Origin of the sequence: Dyadobacter sp. 3J3 (assembly GCF_009801115.1) — a bacterium.
Taxonomy (GTDB): Bacteria; Bacteroidota; Bacteroidia; order Cytophagales; family Spirosomataceae; genus Dyadobacter.
Window position 1 is genome coordinate 654,397 of the sequence record NZ_VTOL01000001.1, and the last position, 18,843, is coordinate 673,239.

Genomic DNA, 18,843 nt, shown 5'->3' on the forward strand with positions numbered 1-18,843 from the left:
GGACATAAAACTAGCCATATTAATTATGATCAGAAAATTTTGGGAGAATCTGTGATATTGGGATTGTGAAATCATGAGCAGAATATAGATTCTTTAAGATCACAAATTGTGATCTTAAAGAATGGCAATGAAGCCTGATTCAGATACAATTTCCAAGATTCTAAACAGTCCCCAGATGTAGATTTTGTGATAGATTTATATTATAAAATTACAAAACCGTAATACCATTCTCTAAGGTCACAAATTGTGACCTTAGAGAATGGTTAAATAGCTGTGACCTAAAAACAATTTTTCAGTATTCTATACAATTTCAAAAACTGAACTTATGGAACTGATCGCTATACAAAACAAGGTATTCACGCTTCGTGGACAAAAAGTTATGCTGGATTTTGATTTGGCAGAAATGTATGAAGTTGAAACCAAAGTTTTAAAACAATCTGTAAGACGAAATATTGACCGATTCCCCTCAGATTTCATGTTTGAACTCACAAAAATCGAAATGGAAAACTTGAGGTCACAAAATGTGACCTCAAGTTGGGGAGGTCTTCGTTACCTACCATTTGCATTTACAGAACAAGGCGTTGCAATGCTTTCGACAATTCTAAAAAGCCAGAAAGCACTACAAGTAAACATTACTATTATGCGTGCCTTTGTTATGATCAGGCAATATTATTCAGATTCAACGGAATTGAAACAGCGCATTGAAAGCCTGGAAATTGAGATGCAGGTCAAATTTAAAGACATTTATGAAGCGTTGAATTTCCTTTTAAATCCGCCAAATCCTGAACGCAAAGCAATAGGATTTAAAAATAGTCACCAATAACAGTTCCATCAAACACCAATTAAATTTCTTCTCCCACATATTTTTAAAGACATCTTAACGCCGAAATTGTAACTTTGACTTTTCTGCAAAGTTTCGAATAAGCATAATCTGTTTTTTAAATCTATGAATGGCCTGACGGATAAAGAATTTTGGTTGAATTATTGGGAAAGTAAGACCGGACTCGTTTTTAGTATCCCAGATAATTATCCATTCTTGTCTCTTTTAAAAAAACTGGTAACCACGAACCAGGTAAAAAGTCTGCTTGAAATCGGTGGATTTCCGGGTTATTATTCCGTTTGGGCGCACAAAAATTTAAAGATCAAAACTGATTTACTGGATTTCGTAATTCATCCGAAAATTTTACACGATCTCGAAAAGGCGAATCAAATAGCGGAAAGTTCCCTCGGAACAATTGAAGCAGATTTGTTCAATTATACCCCCGTTGGAAAATATGACCTTGTGATGTCTAATGGTTTGATTGAGCATTTTCAAAACACAACGGAAATTATTCAAAAACATACCCAGTTTCTTTCTGAAAACGGTGTCCTTTTTATTTCATTACCAAACTTTCAGGGATTAAACGGTTGGTTTCAAAAGACATTTGACCGCGACAATTACGACAAACATTATATTGAAAGTATGGATCTTGTCTACCTTCGAAACATTTGTCAGAATCTGGGATTGAAAGATATTGAAGTTTATTATGCAGGCCGTTTCATGCTTTGGCTGGAAAATGAAAATAAGCAGCCCGCCCCGGTACGTGTTTTTCGTAAATCAACATGGTTTACATTAAAGGTATTTTCCAAGTTTTTCCCGTTTGAAACAAAGGCATTGTCACCTTACATTGTCATAACGGCCCGTGCATGAAGGTAGTTTTTATCAACACCAGCGATAGTAGCGGAGGGGCGGCCATCGCTTGCTCCCGGCTTCAAAAGGCTTTGGAAAAACATTCCTCTATCCAGGGTGATATTCTGGTTCAGGAAAAAAAAACAGAAAATCCGGCTGTTACAACAATCGCTAATACTTCTTTAAAAAAACAATTTGTCTGGGCGAGATTTATCGCTGAACGGCTTTTGTTTTTACCCTACGAACGATCCAAGGAAATTCGCTTTCTGTTTAATCGTGGAATTGTCGGTGTCGACATAAGCAAACATCCGCTTGTTCAAAATGCCGATATCATTCATTTACATTGGGTTAATTTTGGGTTTTTATCAACAGGGTCAATAAAAAAATTATTGGCGTTGGGAAAACCTGTCGTCTGGACCTTTCACGATATGTGGCCCTTTACAGGAGGTTGTCATCATAGCGGAGCATGTGAAAACTATCAGATTGAATGCGGAAACTGTAAATTTTTGAAAAATCCTGGCGGAAATGACATATCCAGAAAAGACTGGCTCTCAAAAAAGTCTGCCTACCAGCCCAATCAGTTTACAGCTGTCGGTTGCAGTCAGTGGATATCAAAAAGAGCTCGAAACAGCAGTTTGCTAACCAACTTTAAAATTGAATCTATTCCCAATCCGATTGACACAACCGTATTTTCTCCTATATCAAAAACCGAAGCAAGGAAGCAACTAAACTTACCTGTTGACAAACATTTGATTCTTTTTGCAGCTATGCGCGTCAACGCTCCGATGAAGGGTTTTTCATACTTTCAGGAAGCTTTAAATCTTTTGAAAGTCAACCATCCTGAGTTATCAGAAAATATTGAGCTTTTGGTTTTCGGTCAGGCCGAGGACGAGGTGTTAAATCAATTACCATTTAAGACACATAAACTTGGACATTTGTCCGATATAAAACAGATTGTTCTGGCCTATAATGCAGCATCCGTTTTTGTCACACCTTCTCTGGAAGAGAATTTGCCGAATACAATCATGGAATCCTTCGCCTGTGGAACGCCGGCAGTTGGGTTTAATATCGGCGGAATTCCTGAAATGATTGATCATCAGCAAAATGGATATCTTTCAGAATACAAATCTGTGGAATCGCTGGCAACCGGAATTCAGTGGGTTTTAGAAAATAATAAGGAAGGAAAAATCTCAGAGAAAGCGCGGGAAAAGGTATTGGGAAGTTACGCAGAAAATATTGTGGCGTCTCAATATGAAAAACTGTACGAATCATTGTTAAAAAACAAATGACGAGGCAGTTTTCCATATCTTTTACCTATGTCTGAAAACTCACATACCGAATATAAAAGCAGTTTCAGCGATGCTGTAATTGAAACGTTAGTTGCATTTGCAAACACCAAAGGTGGACAAATTTTCACTGGCCAGAATGATGATGGACAGCCTGTCAAGAATTTTATAATCCGCGAAGAGACTGTTCAGCAATGGCTTAATGAAATTAAAAACAAAACGAATGATTACACACTGGAAGATATTTCGCTCGAAAAAGTCAGTTCGTTTATCGATAAATCGAACATACTAAAAGAAAGTCCGTTGCAGGATGACCCCTTAACGGTTTTGTACAAATTTGAACTGATCAAGAATTGAACTGGGAAGATTTTCAGCACCGACCTTAATTAAAGATGGATTAACCTTGAGAAATGATTTATTCTCTCAGGTTGATGATGTGCTGACTTTCATCAAAAAGCACATAAACAAAGAATATATTATTACCGGAAATCCGCAACGCGAAGAACGTTGGGAATATCCTCTGAATGCAATTCGGGAGATTATTGTTAACATGATTGTCCACCGGGATTATATGCATTATGGTGATTCGTCTGTGAAAGTTTTTGATCATCATATTGAATTTTTCAATCTAGGTCCATTACCGCAATCGATCTCTATCCAGCAATTAATCAGCGGAGATTATACATCGCAGGCAAGAAATAAAAAGGTATCTTCGATTTTCAAAGAAGCAGGCGTCATTGAAAAATATGGTTCCGGTATCAAAAGAATTCAAAACGCCTTTCTGAGTTATGGTTTAAAAGTACCCGTTTTTGAAAATTTTCAGCACGGTTTTAAAGTTATCGTTTCTACACAAACTGTGGAGAAAACTGTGGAGGAAACTGTGGAGAAAACTGTGGAGAAAACCGATGAAATCATTCTTAATTTGATTAAATCAGATTCACGTATAACAACCAAAGCGATTCAACAAATAACAGGACTAAGCCGGAGAGGAATTGAATGGCAAATACAAAAGTTAAAAGACCAGAAAATAATTACCCGGATTGGGCCTGATAAAGGCGGTCATTGGGAAATAGTAAATGAAGAATGATTCTGATTCATTCAAAAATCGAAACGAATGCCTTTATTAACAATTATCACAATTACTTACAACGCTGAACGCTACCTGCCCAGAACGCTGAAAAGTGTTGAGAAAGCCTTGGCAAAACTGGTGGATAAAACCGTGGTTGAATACCTGATCATTGATGGAGGATCAAAAGATTCAACTTTAACCATTGCCAGCCAATTTGACTTTATCTCAAAAGTAGTTTCCGAGCCTGACCGTGGTCTTTATGATGCGATGAATAAAGGCTTGAATCTGGCAACAGGGAAGTATTTATGGTTTTTGAATGCTGGTGATGAAGTGCAGGATGAAAATATTTTAAGTCAATTAATGTTTGCTTTTGAAAGTAACGCTGATGTCTATTACAGTGATGCTTTGCTTGTTCGTGAAAATGGCAGCGAAGTTGGATTAAGAAGTAAATTTACTCCACACGATTTACCCAAAAATCTTACCTGGAAAGATTTTGCTCTGGGGATGAAAGTTTGTCACCAATCCTTTATTGCGAAAAAAGAAATTGCTCCGGCTTATGATTATACAAACCTCAGCGCTGATATTGAATGGGAAATTTCCTGCCTCAAAAATTCTAAAAAAACGCAATATCTGGACTTTGTTCTTTGCCGGTACCTCATGGGCGGACTATCAATCCAAAATCATCGACGTTCTCTGTTGGACAGATTTGAAGTACTCAAAAAACATTTTGGGTTGATACCAGCGCTATTCAATCATGGATTAATTTTCTGGCGGGGATTTTGGTTTGCCCGGAAAAACGGAAAATATTGGTAGACTATTTCAACCTATCCAATCTTGCAAACATTTCCATCATCGCCGATTGATCGATCAGGGTTTTAGAATCTTTCGTACCAACCAAACCCTTTTCGTCTTTTTCTTCTTTCCAGATCCGTTCCGCATCTTTGACAAAAAACTGGAATTGCTGTTTGTTTTTATTGACTTTGTAGAGCTCTTCATAGCCTCTCAGCAAAACAACATTAAACCAATAGTTACCGGGCAGTTTGTTATTTTTATAAAAGTATTTTTCCGCAGATACTGCAATTAACTCCGCTTCGTCAAGATACTTTCTCTCTTTTGTAATCGTGAAAAACAAAACATTGGATTGAAGCATCGTTCCGGTGTTGTAAGTATACTTTGCCGAATCGATTTTCAAACCCGGAATTTTGATTGCATCATAAAATATACCGTCGGCTGCACGTAGATTTTTATTGGTCCAATTGTACAATTTAATGGCTGTTGCCAGATATTCTTTGTTTTTGGTAATCTTGTATAACTGCAAAGCCACCAAAATTCCGGGTCCATTTGAACAAGTATTTTTGGTATTCTTTTCATCTTCTTTCCAGTACAATCCCCCACCCGACTTTTCATCATAACCTGTCATCTGGAACCTGTAAATTTCCTCTGCGATGTCCAGATATGATTTCTTTTTTGTTCGGTTGTAAGCGTCCAGGCAAGCAATGGCGATCCACTGGTTGTCGTCATAAAAACGGGAGTCTTTTTCTTCTTTCGTCACATACGCCTGATATCCAGGGGCGGGTGGATTTGTGTTATGATATTGTGCAATTGCTCCCAAAACCGGCTTCATAAATTCTTTTCCAGCCTCCATTTGTTCTGCTTCATTCGCTGCCTGAACAAGTGCACAAAGCGGCCACAGATAGGAATGTAATTTATCATTCTTCCCGTTTGTCTCCTTATATAATCCGGTTTCCGGTTCGTAAAAAACGGAACTAATATTTTTGCTGAGCGCATCAACTCTGGATTTATAGTTAATTTCAGATGGCTGAGAATTAGCTTTTATCGAAAATAACAGGATCAAAAAAAGTTGAAAAGAGATAACCCGAATCATTAAAATATGTTTTAGTTAATACTTAAAAATACAAAGTGACAATCTGTATCTATTATACTCTTTTGCCACAAATTTCATATCCTGTGCTCTTATTTTATCACAAACTTGCAACAACAGCTGCCAAACTTGAAGTATAACGCAATTTAATTTTGATATTCTAATAATATTCAAAATACTATTTTATATAAAATCTCCATTACCTATTTTTGATTCTACGATGTCCATTTTCAACAGAATCACTATTTACTCAGATCACAAACCATACCGATGATTCAATACTCTGGGACAATTTCCGGAATGGAAATGAGGCGGCTTACACCGAATTGGCCACACGTTACTACCGTACTTTACTTCACTATGGTTTAAGGTTTACACCAAACGTTCAAATTGCAGAAGACGCTTTACAGGATTTACTGATCCACCTCTGGCTTCACCGTCAAAATCTGAACGACACTCCTTCTGTCAAATTCTATTTATTAAAATCCTTCCGCCACAGAATTATAAAGACTTTAAAACCTCTTTCAGATGAACTTGAACTAACCGGCCAGTTTGAAAACATTTCACCGGAATACTCTTCCGAGGAAGTTTTTATTCAAAATGAAAATGAACTGCACCTCAAAAATCAGGTAAAAGAAATGATGACCCAACTTCCATCACGTCAAAGGGAAGTGGTTTATCTCAGGTTTTTTCAGGGATTAAAATCAGAAGAAATAGGCATGTTGCTTGCCATAAAACCTCAATCCGTGAGCAATATCTTACAAAGAGCTCTTACCACCCTCCGCAATATCTGGCCCATAAGCCCATCTTTTTCTTTTATATTTTATTCATTTTTCGAAATAATATTATAATTTTCAAAGAATATTAAAAATTTAGTTTGGCAAGTGAGTATCCAGACCAATTAAAAAGATAATAGCAATATACTTGTTGAAATGTATTGCTGTTTATGAATACCAAGCTCGACCTACTTTTTCAGGAATTAATAGAAAACCCGGATTTCATATCCTGGGTACTGGAAGAGAGTTCCGATCTTGATGCATACTGGAAAGACTGGTCGTCGGCAGATGCTATTAAAAAAGAAGCATTGGAACAGGCAAGATTCAGTCTTTTGTCTATACATCATGAAACCCTCCCGATTACCGATGAACATATAGCTTACAAAGTCAGTCAATCCCTGGAAATCGCAAAGCGACGGGAAAATGAAAAAAAAACTTCGAATGGCAGTTTTAATTGGTTTCAATATAGCAGAGCCATCGCTGCATCCGTTTTACTTCTGATCGTGGCAGGACTTTTTGTTTATGTCAAATTTAAAAGTCAGAATGTTTTTATTGAAAATCAAAAGCAACTTTCTCTAAACAAAGCTGTTGAAACGATTATAGAAGTTGTAAATGAAAATAACAAGGTTAAATATGTGCAGTTGCCAGACGGCAGCTCGGTAGTACTAAGAAAAAACAGCCGCATCAGTTACAACAAAAAATTTGATGCAGACAAGCGTGTGGTTGTACTCTCGGGTGAAGCATTTTTCGAAGTAACCAAAGATCCTGCGCGCCCATTTTTCGTATATGTCAATGAATTGGTAACCAAGGTATTAGGCACAAGTTTCAGTATCAAAGCAGATAAAAACGACAAGAATGTGCTGGTAGCCGTCAAAAGCGGAAAAGTTTCGGTTTTTTCCAGTACGGATAAGCATTTAGAAGAGTACCAGAACGGCAATAAATTATCTGCGCTTTTGCTGACCTGCAATCAGCAGGTGACATTCGAAAGAAGTAAATCCCGGTTGGTAAGGTCATCCGTAACGGGCTCGATACTACTGAATATTCCTATTGAAAATCAGAAATTTACTTATAGTGAAACGCCCGTTTCCGAAGTTTTAGCTTCACTGGAAAAAGCTTATGGAATTGATATTGAATACAACGAACAAATTATGTCCCATTGCAGCATTACGGCCACATTGGGCGACGAACCACTGGATAATAAGTTGAAATGGATTTGTGCAATACTTGAAGCGAATTATCAGACCAGTGAAAACAAAATAAGCATTACCGGAAATTCTTGTCAATAATAATTTAATCCTAAACCATAACTATTTGAAAACAAACAAAAAAGGTGAACGATGCGTCAACATCATTCACCCTGACTGAAAATCCCCACCTATGTTGGCACTAAGATGAAGTCCCCGGAAAGGGACAAGGGAATTATTTTGCTGATTTTTTAACAACCATCAAAACATTCAAAAGTATGAAAAAAACCTTACAATGGCCCCAATGCCTTTTTAAAATTATGAGAATCAGCCTCATACAATTATTCATCATTATACAGTTTTCCGGCTTATCGCTTGCTATAGACAGTAACGCACAAGAAGTGCTGAGCCGTCGGTTGACGATCAACATCAAGGAGCAGAAAATTGGCGTCGCTCTCGAAAAACTGGGAAAACTTTCAGGTGTTAACTTTATGTATAGCCCTGAATTAATCCAGTCACAGCGTAAGGTTAACCTCAATGCAAAAGACGAGAAACTGGAAGCTATTCTAGAAAACTTTCTTACACCTTTGAAAGTGACCTACGAAGTTTCCGGCAAACAGATTTTACTAAAAAGAATCCCGGGACCAAAGCAAAACGGCCTTCAAATTGAAGGAACCGGAACATCGGTTCAAACGATAAAACCAGCTTTATTTCCGATCAAAGGAAAAGTCCTGGACGCCACGGGAGCAACCGTTCCAGGTGCTACGATCGTGCTAAAAGGTAGTTCAAGTGTTGGAACAACGACGGATGGCGAAGGAAGTTTTTCGCTGGAATTACCGGATGGAAGTACTACTCTGGTTGTTTCTTCAATTGGTTTTCTAACGCAGGAAATTAATATCGCCAATAAGTCGATGATTGAAATCACACTTCAATCTGATGTAAAATCGCTGAGCGAAGTTGTGGTTACGGGATATTCTTCTCAATCTAAAAGAGATATTACCGGTGCTGTTTCAACGGTTGATACTAAGGAATTGACGAAAGTTTCGGCTCCCAACGTTGCACAGCAATTACAGGGGCGCGTTGCCGGTGTAACCGTTACATCAAATAATTCACCAGGTGGTGAGGCTACCGTTCGTATCCGTGGATTTGGTACGGTCAACAATAATGATCCGTTATATGTCATCGACGGTGTTCCTACAAAAGGCGGATTGAACAGCATCAATCCAAATAATATTGAATCGATGCAGGTTTTGAAAGATGCTTCATCTGCCTCTATTTATGGTTCTCGTGCTGCGAATGGCGTCATCATCATTACAACAAAAAAAGGAAAATCAGGTGCTCCCCAGTTTTCGTTCAACAGTCGTTTTGGTGTACAAACGGGAAAAGTGAATCTGGATCTGATCATTGATCCACAACAATTTGGTGATCTTTTATGGACACAGCGCAAAAATGCAGGTGTACTTACGAACGGAAATCCTTCACATCCGCAATATGGTAATGGCCCTACTGCCATTGTTCCGGATTACATTCTGGCCGGTGCGCAATATGGTTTGTCAGAAGGAAATCCTGCAACCAATCCTTCTCTTTACAACTATAACCGTACCGGGTTTTATTAGATTGTAAAGGCAAACAAACAGGGAACAGATTGGGAAAAGGAAATTCTTCGGAATGCTGCCATACAGGAGTATAACGTTGGTGCTACCGGGGGTAGTGAAACTGGTAGATATGCGCTTTCTTTGAATTATTTCAAACAGGATGGTATTTTGAAAAATACCTCATTCAACCGGTATTCTTTACGTTCAAACACTGAGTTTTTGTTCAAAAAGAAAATCCGTTTTGGAGAAAATCTGGAAGTAAGTTACACTGAAAACAAAGGTTATTACAGCAACAACGGTACGGCAAGTTCAAGCAACAACCAGGATGGAAACCCTATCGGAAATGGATTTCGTATTCCTTCGATTATTCCTGTTTATGATATTATGGGGAACTTCGCCGCTACGCGCGCTGCTGGTTTGGGACCTGCTACAAACCCCGTTGCACAGTTGTACCGTACAAAAGACAACGCAGTCAATACATTCAGAACTTTCGGAAATGCTTATGTTGAAGTTGACATACTGAAAGACCTGGTTGCAAAATCAAGCATCGGTGTCGATTTTACAAATGCTAACAGAACTTCCTACACTTTACTGGATTTGGAAGAAGCAGAAATTGAATCGAATAATTCGTTGACAAATGCATACGCTTACGATGTCAACTGGACCTGGTCCAATACACTGAACTATACCAAAACTTTTGGAACAAGTCATAAATTAAATGTTTTGGCAGGAACAGAAGCCATTAAAGGCTCAGGAAAAGATTTTTCTGCAACACGTACCGCTTTTTACTCCGAAGATCCTAAATACATGTATTTAAGCGCAGGTTCTGCGGGTATCAACAATACAGGTTCAGGTTACCAATGGTCTCTTTTTTCAATATTTGGAAAAGTAAACTACGCTTTGAAAGACCGTTATTTACTTGAAGCTACGGTAAGACGTGACGGTTCTTCACGTTTTGGAGCGAACAATCGTTACGGAACATTTCCCGCATTCAGTGCAGGATGGCGTCTGTCGGAAGAATCATTTATGAAATCATTGACGTGGATTGATGATTTGAAAATCAGAGGAGGATGGGGACAAACAGGTAACCAGGAAATCGGAAATTACAACGGTTTCAGTACTTATCGTTCTACGCTTAATCAGTCGTCTTATGCCATTGATGGCTCAAACAGTTCCGTTCAGGCTGGTTTTGATACGCAGGCTTTTGGAAATCAGGATGCAAAATGGGAAACGACAACGCAAACCAACGTTGGATTGGATGCAACTTTCCTGAAAGGAATGTTTGGTCTTAATCTTGATCTGTATAACCGTACAACGTCCGATATGTTGTATCAGGTAAGTTTGCCTGCTACGCAAGGTGTTGCTACAATTCCTTTTGTCAATGTTGGTGAAATGAATAATAAAGGTGTTGATCTTGCTCTTGATTTTAATAACAAGGCATTGGACGGTCAGCTCACTTACTCGATTGGTGCCAATATTTCAGCTTACAAAAATAATGTGGTGAAATTGAATAACAGTGCGACTGCTGTTCTTCTTGGGCCAACAATCCGAAGTTATACCTGGACACGTTCGGTTGCAGGAATGCCATTGTATTCGTTCTATGGCTTGCAGATTGACGGAATTTACCAAAATCAGGCGGAAGTTGATGCAGGACCAACTTATCCTGGCTACGCAGCTGTTGGTAAATACAAATATCACGATACAGACGGAAATGGTGTAATTACGGATGCAGACAGAAAATTCCTTGGAAATCCACATCCTGATTTTACTTATGGTATCAACCTGAATCTCGGCTACAAAGGATTTGATCTTTCCGCTTTCTTCCAAGGCGTTAAAGGAAACAAAATTATCAACATGGTAAAACGCTGGACTGACTTCAACAACCAGGCTGGAAACAGAAGTTTGCATATGCTAAACGATTCCTGGACACCGGAAAATCCAAATGCATCATTGCCTATTCTTGACGCCAACGACAGCAGAAGTCAGCAGCCTTCCAGCTATTTTGTGGAAGATGGATCTTATTTCAGAATGAAAAACCTGACCATCGGTTATACGTTACCCGCAAAAGCATTGGCAAAAATAAAATTGACAAGTGCGAGAATCTATGTGCAGGGACAAAATTTGTTCACCATTACAAAATATAGTGGTATTGATCCGGAAGTTACGTCGGTTGGTTCTACACCAGGCACCACTGTATTAGGTCTGGATCAGGGCAATTACCCAAGATCTAAAATGTATCAGGTTGGTATCAACTTTGGATTTTAACAAAAACAAACCGACACGGATTTTTTAAATCAAAAAATATGAAAAAGAAAATTTTAATATTTACTGCATTGGTTTGCATGGGAACGATGAATTCCTGTAAAGATAAATTTCTGGAAACTACACCGCTCGGCGTAGGAAATGAAGCCATGCTTTCAAACAAAACCGGTGTTAATTCAGTTTTGATAGGAGCTTACAGCTTATTAGACGGAGTTGGTTCTGGCGGAACCTATTTCTCGGCAGTTAGTAACTGGATTTATGGAACCGTCGCCTCAGACGATGGCTACAAAGGAAGTGACGTTGGTGACCTTGCCCAAATTACAACCATTGAAAAGTATATCCAGCAGGCTGATATTGGTGGTTTCAATGATAAATGGGTTGCATTGTATGACGGCGTTTCACGTTCTAATGACGTGTTGCACCTGATCGCAAAAGCTTCCGATATGACCGAAGCTGAAAAAACGCAGGCAACAGCCGAAGCGAGATTTCTTCGTGGCTGGTATCATTTTGAAGCAAAAAAAATGTGGAATATGGTACCTTATGTTGATGAAACGGTGACGGATTATATCAATCTGCCAAACGACAAAGATATATGGCCAAATATTGAGGCGGATTTCCAGTTTGCGGTGACCAATCTTTCTGCCACCAAAGCACAGGTGGGAAGAGCCAGCAAATGGTCGGCAAAAGCCATGTTAGCAAAAGTTCATATGTACCAAAGTGACTATACTGCTGCAAAACCTTTACTTGTTGACATTATATCCAACGGTCCGTTTTCATTAACTGCCAATTATCGCGACAATTTCAAAATTGCTACGGAAAACAACAGCGAATCCGTTTTTGAAGTACAAATGTCAGTAGCTGACGGTGGCAGCGGCGAAAACGGAAGCTGGGGCGACAACCTGAACTTTCCTTACGGCTCCGGCCCTGGCGGATGCTGCGGATTTTATCAGCCTTCCCAGAATCTTGTAAATGCCTTCAAAACGGATGCAGCAGGTTTACCGCTTTTGGATACTTTCAATGATACGGATGTAAAAAATGATGAAGGTTTAGCTTCCAGTGATGCTTTTACTCCTTATGACGGAACATTGGATCCGAGATTGGACTGGACCGTTGGTCGTCGTGGTTTGCCTTTTCTTAACTGGGGTATCCATCCTGGAAAAAACTGGATACGTGATCAGAGTTTTGCCGGGCCATATACTTTCAAAAAGTTTTTTGCAAGCAGTGGAGAAAACGCAGGTGCAGAATCCCCTCGGGCCAATGCTAACAATTACCGGGCAATTCGTTTTGCCGATCTGCTTTTAATGCGTGCTGAAATTGCAGTCGAAGAAAGTGATCTTCCTACCGCTTTGACAATCGTAAACCAGATCAGGACACGTGCGGCAACCGAAGTTGTGAAAAAAGATGATGGAACCCCTGCGGCAAATTATCTGGTGAAACCTTATTCATCTTTTGCAAGTCAGGATTATGCAAGAAAAGCGGTTCGTTTTGAACGTCGCCTTGAATTGGCTATGGAAGGTCACCGTCATTTTGACCTGGTTCGCTGGGGAAATGCAGACGTGGTACTTAACGCCTATATTGCCAAAGAAAGCAAAAAAAGAACTTACCTGACCGGAGCCGTTTTCAAAAAAGGAAGCAGTGAATATTTCCCTATTCCGCAGGCGCAGATTGATATCATGGGATCCAATGTCCTTAAACAAAATCCTAATTAAAAAACCATTCGCCGGATATGAGGTGTATCCGGCGAATTAATAAAACTATTCCTACCCTTAATTATTCCTTTTCATAACAAGTCCCATAATACAGGATTATGGATTCAACTTCCGGCCTTTGAAGAAAACATTGAGCTGGAAAATCATTAAAGAGTATATCATAATTTTCTTCTGTAATTATGAAAGTGCGTTCTCTCTGAGGGCGCACTTTTTTAATGTTTAATGAAAAAAGAAAGAACATGTAACAATAAAGCTGCCAGATAAAAGCAGCTAATTATTTTGAATAATGAAATTTGCATTGAATGATGATAATAAAATCATCTTCAATTTTATATACTAATCTGTGCTCTTCGTTTATTCTCCGGGACCAGTAACCAGAAAGGTTGTGTCGCAACATCTCTGGATTTCCTTTACCTACCGTGGGCGTTCTCAAACATTCCCTGATCAATTCATTGATTTTTTTGGCAATGTTTTTATCAGTCTTTTGCCACTCAATATAATCCTCCCAAGCCTTCGATTGCCAGGCTAGGGTCATAGATCAATAAGGTGTCGTACTATAATATTTTTTTTTGTTCTTACGTCCTTTATGGCCTCTTCAAGAATTGCTTTATTAGCCGGATTACTCATTAAATAATCCGTTGTATCTACGTTATTCGTTTTTCTCCTGTCAGTCTTTATAAATTTAAAAGATTTTAACAGATTTCCCACTGACGTTTTTCGCTTCGGCATATGAAATGACATTCTTATCATTACTTTCAAATTAAGGTTAGTGTATGTTTAATATATTGATTTACAAAATTATAATAAATAATCTTAACTCAGCCAAACTCTGAATTGATAATCAAACTTCGATTACGCCTCGAAGATCCCCTTACAATCAACTCCGTTTTCAATACCTTTTCATTAGGCAAAATCAGCTCTTCTTCCGATTCAATTAATTGTAAAATCCACTGTGCCGACGTCTTTCCAATTTCGTTCGTTGGTTGTCTTATTGTTGTTAACCCCGGACCAATGTAGGCGGATTCAGGATTATCGCTGAAACCTACAACACCCAGTTCATCCGGAATTCGTATCCCTTTTTCCAAAGCCATCAGCATGATTTCAATCGCAGAAGAATCGTTGACTGCGAAAATGGCATCCGGCCTGTTTTCCAGATCTAACAGATACTTTCCATAAATCCGGGCTTTTTGCTGTGAGAACATCCCCTGGATCACCATATTTTCCTCAATTGTTTTTCCATATTTTTCCATCGCCGCCCGATATCCTCGCAATCTTTCCCTGCTGACCAACAAATTTAACGGCCCGCCCAAATGCGCAATGCGGTCGTAGCCGTTCAGTATCAAATGTTCCACAGCCAAAAACGATCCTTCAAAATCATTTACTACAACTTTTGGTGCAGAAACGTAATCACAAACCCGATTGAATAGTACAAGTGGAATTCCTCTTTTTTCAAAGACTTTCAGGTGATCGTAATTATTTGTTTCCTGTGTAAGGGAAATGAGTAAACCGTCGATCCGGTTAGCAAGCATTGCTTTGGTATTGGAAACTTCAATCGGGTAAGATTCATTGGACTGCATGATCGTAAGATTATATCCCGCCTCGATCAAAAGTTCATGTGCGCCAATAATGATATTGGGGAAAAAGGAATTAGTAAACTCAGGCACAATCATCCCAATCGTATTGGTTCGGCTTTTGACAAGATTGTACGCCAATTGATTTGGCTGATAATCCAGCTGCGCAGCCATTTCCAAAACCGCATTTCTCGTTTCCGGACTAATATCCGCATGTCCGTGCAAAGCCCTTGAAACCGTAGAATTTGAAACTCCGGTCGATCTCGCAATATCAATAATAGTAGTCTGATGTCTGCGACTATTTTTTCTAGGTGTGGTTTGATCAGGATTTGAAAGCGTAAAAAAGTAATTACAGTCCTTGCAAACATAACGTTGCTTATTCCGCACATAACCTGCTTTCATGATAGATCCTACTTCGGAACACTTCGGACAAGAGATCATTGTATTATTTCAATATATCATCAAACATCTATAAAATTCTCTCTCAAAGATATTCAAAATAGTTTTTATAAAATTTTTATATAAAAAATAATCATAACCATATATCGGTAACGTATCCGCAAACGTTACCGATACTTTTTGTGATAATTCGTGATATTTCAGCGTTTTTTTGCCCTTGACAAAACTTTTCTCCTTCCTATATTCAAGTAATAATTCCTGTTTTCAATCAGAAAAGGCATTCTTCACAATCCTTTCCGACTTCGAAAGCATTCGCCAAACAACTAAACAAATTGAACTATTTCAATTTCACGCTACTATCAAAACCCTTTTAACTATGCTCAAAAATTTATGTAAAATCACTTTTCTCATTCTTCTGGTCATAACCGCATCCGGGAAATTCCTGTATGCACAAGATGGGATTGTTAAAGGTAAAATTATTGATGAGGCCGGTCAGCCTATTCCTGGTGCAAGTATTACCGTAAAGGGCTCTCAACAGGGAACACTTTCCAATGTTGATGGAACCTACTCATTAGCCGCTTCTGCTCAGTCGACGCTGGTTTTTTCTTTTGTTGGTTATTTAAAAGAAGAAATTCCGGTGAATAATAAAACAACAATAGATATCACTTTAAAAGTAGATCAAAAAGCACTGGATGAAGTTGTCGTTGTAGGATATGGAACGCAGCGAAAAATTGAAACAACCGGTTCAATCGCTTCTGTAAAGGCATCAGATCTGGTACAAACTCCTGTTGTAAACCTTGCCCAGGGACTTCAATCGCGAATTTCCGGAGTGCAGATTAATCAGAATTCAGGATCTCCAGGCGGAAATATCAGTGTAAGAATTCGCGGAACAAACTCCATCAACGGAACTTCTGAACCGCTATATGTTATTGATGGAATTCAGATTTCAAATAGTGGTAATATTACAGATGTTAGTCCGCTTTCTACTATTAACCCAAATGACATTGAGTCAATTGAAATTCTGAAAGATGCTTCATCATCAGCCATTTATGGTTCAAGAGCGGCAAACGGCGTTGTACTTATTACCACAAAAAGAGGGAAAACAGGCGCAACGCGTGTTACGTATGATGGTTATTATGGCAGTCAGGAAGTTAGAAAAACATTGCCCGTTTTAGACGCAACACAATTTGCGCAACTGGAAAATGAAGTCTTCAAAAATAATTACTACAAAGATCCTGCTTCACTTGGCAAAGGCGTAAACTGGCAGGATATTATTTTTAGAAAAGCACCGATCCAAAATCATCAGCTTTCTATCAATGGCGGTTCAGAAAAAACCCAACTGGCCCTTTCCTTAAATTACTTCAATCAGGACGGTATCATTATCAATTCCAATTTTAAACGATATTCGTATCGTCTGAATGTTGACCATAAGGTAAGCAAACGCGTAAAAATTGGTACAAGTATTCTGGGAAGTTTCAATGTTAATAATGGCATTACAACTGGCTCACAGACCGTTGGAGATGCTGACGTAGTAACTGGTTCCATTCTCGGATCTGCCTTAGGAGCCCCTCCAACCTTACAGCCTTACCACGCAGATGGCAGCGTATTTCCTTTTGGAGAACAAGCCGCAGGACAATACCGGGAAGTAACAAATCCGTTGAATTTCGCTTCCATGCTGAACCGGACAGCGATTAACCGCACGCTGATAAATCTTTATGGTGAAGTTTCATTATATAAAGGATTGTCATACCGTGCCTCTTTTAACGCAGATTTGCAGAGCAGTCTTCAGGATCGATATTCACCCCGGTCAATTATTGCCAAAAATGATTTAAGTGATAATTCTGGCTCCGGTTATAAAAAGAATGCAAATTCGAAATCACTCTTACACGAGAGTATTCTTACCTATGCCACGCAGCTTGCTCCAAATCATACTTTAAAAGCAACTGCACTTTTTGCAACTCAGATTGAATTGTTTAATCAAAATGAAATCAGCGCCACCGGTTTCCCAAATGATGCAACAACCAATGAAGCGCTTCAACTCGCGTTGACCCGCACAGTGACTAGTACCCGCAACAGCCAGCGACTGGATTCCTATATGGGCAGGGTTAATTATGGTTTTAAAGACAGACTTTTTGTCGATTTGACAGCGCGTGTGGATGGTTCAAGTAAATTTGGAGCCAATCACAAATATGGTATTTTCCCTGCCGTGTCCGCTGCTTACCGTTTGATCGAAGAACCGTTTATTAAAAATATCTCCTGGCTCTCTGATCTGAAAATTCGCGGGAGTTATGGTGTTACCGGAAACGCAGGTGGCATCAATCCATATCAATCATTGGCAACAGTTTCTGCTCCAAACCCAGGAAGTGATTATAATTTCAATCATACTTATAATATTGGAATAAACCCATCCGGCATTTCAAATCCTGATTTGCGCTGGGAAAAATCCAAGCAGGCGAACATTGGTATCGATGTGAGTTTGCTGAATAACCGGTTAAGTTTGATTGCCGATGTATACAAAAAGCGGACGGATGATTTGTTGTATGTAAAGGCATTACCGCTTAGTTCGGGTTACGCAAACATTACCGGAAACTTTGCTTCTCTTCAAAATAAAGGACTGGAACTTGCGGCCAATGCCCGAATTCTGGACGGTGCTTTCACCTGGAACGTTTCGGGAAATGTTACGTTCAACCGCAATAAAGTACTGGGCCTTGACGGCGGATTGACCCAGGAAAGGTTTATCACCGCCTATACCGTTTTGAAAGTCGGACAACCGCTTGGATTGATTAAAACCTATGTTTTTGACGGAATAAATCAAACCGGTGATGCTATTCTACCAGGCTACGATGGCAGACTTGGCGGACATAAAGTAAAGGATGTGAATGGTGATGGAAAGATTTCGGCTGATGATCAAGTCGTGAGCGGAAACCCAAATCCTAAATTTATCTACGGTTTTTCAACCAATGCATCTTACAAACATTTTGATCTGAGTGTATTTATTTCTGGTTCTCAGGGAAATGATATCTACAATGCCAGCCGTCTTTCTTTCGAAAATCCGGGCGGAGGGCGCAACATGCTCGCAGGTCTGGCCGATCGCTGGACACCAACAAATCCCAATAATGACTACGCAAGTGCATACGTAAGCGGACGTTTGCCGGTGACCAATCATTTTGTTGAAAACGGATCTTACATGCGGGTCAAAAACATTTCTCTGGGTTATACTTTACCAAAAATTAAAGGAATTCAGCAGATCAGGATTTATGCAAGTGTCAACAATTTGCTTACGATTACAAAATACAGCGGCTTTGATCCCGAAGTGAATACCTATGCCGGCTCTAATACGGTCATCGGAGTAGACAACCTTGTCTATCCTCAGGCAAAATCACTTTTAGGTGGTCTGCAAATTACGTTCTAAGCCTCATTTCCCTATTTAAAACTGAATCT

At 39.1% G+C, this 18,843-nt stretch carries 15 protein-coding genes; 12 read left to right on the top strand and 3 right to left on the bottom strand.

Annotated elements, in window-relative coordinates; genetic code table 11:
• Positions 1-325: 325 nt before the first annotated feature.
• The 6 genes from FZF08_RS02865 (at position 326) to FZF08_RS02890 (ending at position 4,837) form a co-directional block, all read left to right on the top strand.
• Positions 326-823, top strand: coding sequence for an ORF6N domain-containing protein (locus FZF08_RS02865; RefSeq protein ID WP_159467092.1), 498 nt, complete (start codon positions 326-328; stop codon positions 821-823).
• 123 nt (positions 824-946) lie between these two features.
• Positions 947-1,690, top strand: coding sequence for a bifunctional 2-polyprenyl-6-hydroxyphenol methylase/3-demethylubiquinol 3-O-methyltransferase UbiG (locus tag FZF08_RS02870; RefSeq protein ID WP_159467093.1), 744 nt, complete (start codon positions 947-949; stop codon positions 1,688-1,690).
• Positions 1,687-2,958, top strand: a complete 1,272-nt coding sequence (locus FZF08_RS02875) for a glycosyltransferase family 4 protein (RefSeq protein WP_159467094.1) — start codon at positions 1,687-1,689, stop codon at positions 2,956-2,958. The genes FZF08_RS02870 and FZF08_RS02875 overlap by 4 nt, the downstream gene beginning before the upstream one ends.
• A gap of 27 nt (positions 2,959-2,985) precedes the next feature.
• Entirely contained in the window at positions 2,986-3,312 is a 327-nt protein-coding gene (locus FZF08_RS02880) for a helix-turn-helix domain-containing protein (RefSeq protein ID WP_159467095.1), read from the top strand.
• 46 nt (positions 3,313-3,358) lie between these two features.
• A complete protein-coding gene (locus FZF08_RS02885) occupies positions 3,359-4,042 on the top strand; it encodes an ATP-binding protein (protein ID WP_159467096.1) in 684 nt (227 codons plus the stop codon).
• 27 nt (positions 4,043-4,069) lie between these two features.
• Positions 4,070-4,837, top strand: a complete 768-nt coding sequence (locus tag FZF08_RS02890; protein WP_159467097.1) for a glycosyltransferase family 2 protein — start codon at positions 4,070-4,072, stop codon at positions 4,835-4,837.
• A gap of 1 nt (position 4,838) precedes the next feature.
• Here the strand turns inward: FZF08_RS02890 and FZF08_RS02895 are convergent, their stop codons facing one another.
• On the bottom strand, positions 4,839-5,909 hold the full coding sequence (locus tag FZF08_RS02895) for a glycoside hydrolase family 76 protein (RefSeq protein WP_159467098.1): 1,071 nt from the start codon (positions 5,907-5,909) through the stop codon (positions 4,839-4,841).
• Between the two features lie 206 nt (positions 5,910-6,115).
• On the opposite strand from FZF08_RS02895, the gene FZF08_RS02900 reads away from it, so the two are divergent.
• The 5 genes from FZF08_RS02900 to FZF08_RS02915 all read left to right on the top strand — a co-directional run bounded on the left by FZF08_RS02900 (position 6,116) and on the right by FZF08_RS02915 (position 13,432).
• A complete protein-coding gene (locus FZF08_RS02900; protein WP_159467099.1) occupies positions 6,116-6,757 on the top strand; it encodes an RNA polymerase sigma factor in 642 nt (213 codons plus the stop codon).
• Between the two features lie 95 nt (positions 6,758-6,852).
• Positions 6,853-7,968 (top strand): FecR family protein, encoded by a 1,116-nt coding sequence (locus FZF08_RS02905; RefSeq protein ID WP_159467100.1) that lies wholly within the window; start codon positions 6,853-6,855, stop codon positions 7,966-7,968.
• A gap of 218 nt (positions 7,969-8,186) precedes the next feature.
• A complete protein-coding gene (locus FZF08_RS31690) occupies positions 8,187-9,482 on the top strand; it encodes a SusC/RagA family TonB-linked outer membrane protein (RefSeq protein WP_229216392.1) in 1,296 nt (431 codons plus the stop codon).
• Positions 9,483-11,726 (top strand): SusC/RagA family TonB-linked outer membrane protein, encoded by a 2,244-nt coding sequence (locus tag FZF08_RS31695; RefSeq protein WP_255463384.1) that lies wholly within the window; start codon positions 9,483-9,485, stop codon positions 11,724-11,726. It abuts the gene before it with no gap.
• 38 nt (positions 11,727-11,764) lie between these two features.
• The gene (locus FZF08_RS02915; protein ID WP_159467101.1) at positions 11,765-13,432 is read left to right on the top strand and encodes a RagB/SusD family nutrient uptake outer membrane protein; all 1,668 of its coding nucleotides are present in this window, start codon (positions 11,765-11,767) and stop codon (positions 13,430-13,432) included.
• Between the two features lie 274 nt (positions 13,433-13,706).
• On the opposite strand, the gene FZF08_RS02920 is transcribed toward FZF08_RS02915, so the two are convergent.
• Positions 13,707-13,967 carry a Txe/YoeB family addiction module toxin gene (locus FZF08_RS02920; protein WP_159467102.1) on the bottom strand — a complete coding sequence of 87 codons (261 nt, stop codon included), beginning with the start codon at positions 13,965-13,967 and terminating at the stop codon, positions 13,707-13,709.
• Between the two features lie 283 nt (positions 13,968-14,250).
• Positions 14,251-15,405: a substrate-binding domain-containing protein gene (locus FZF08_RS02925; protein WP_310590582.1), complete on the bottom strand. Its 1,155-nt coding sequence runs from the start codon at positions 15,403-15,405 to the stop codon at positions 14,251-14,253.
• 373 nt (positions 15,406-15,778) lie between these two features.
• On the opposite strand from FZF08_RS02925, the gene FZF08_RS02930 reads away from it, so the two are divergent.
• A complete protein-coding gene (locus FZF08_RS02930) occupies positions 15,779-18,814 on the top strand; it encodes a TonB-dependent receptor (RefSeq protein WP_159467104.1) in 3,036 nt (1,011 codons plus the stop codon).
• Positions 18,815-18,843 lie beyond the last annotated feature (29 nt).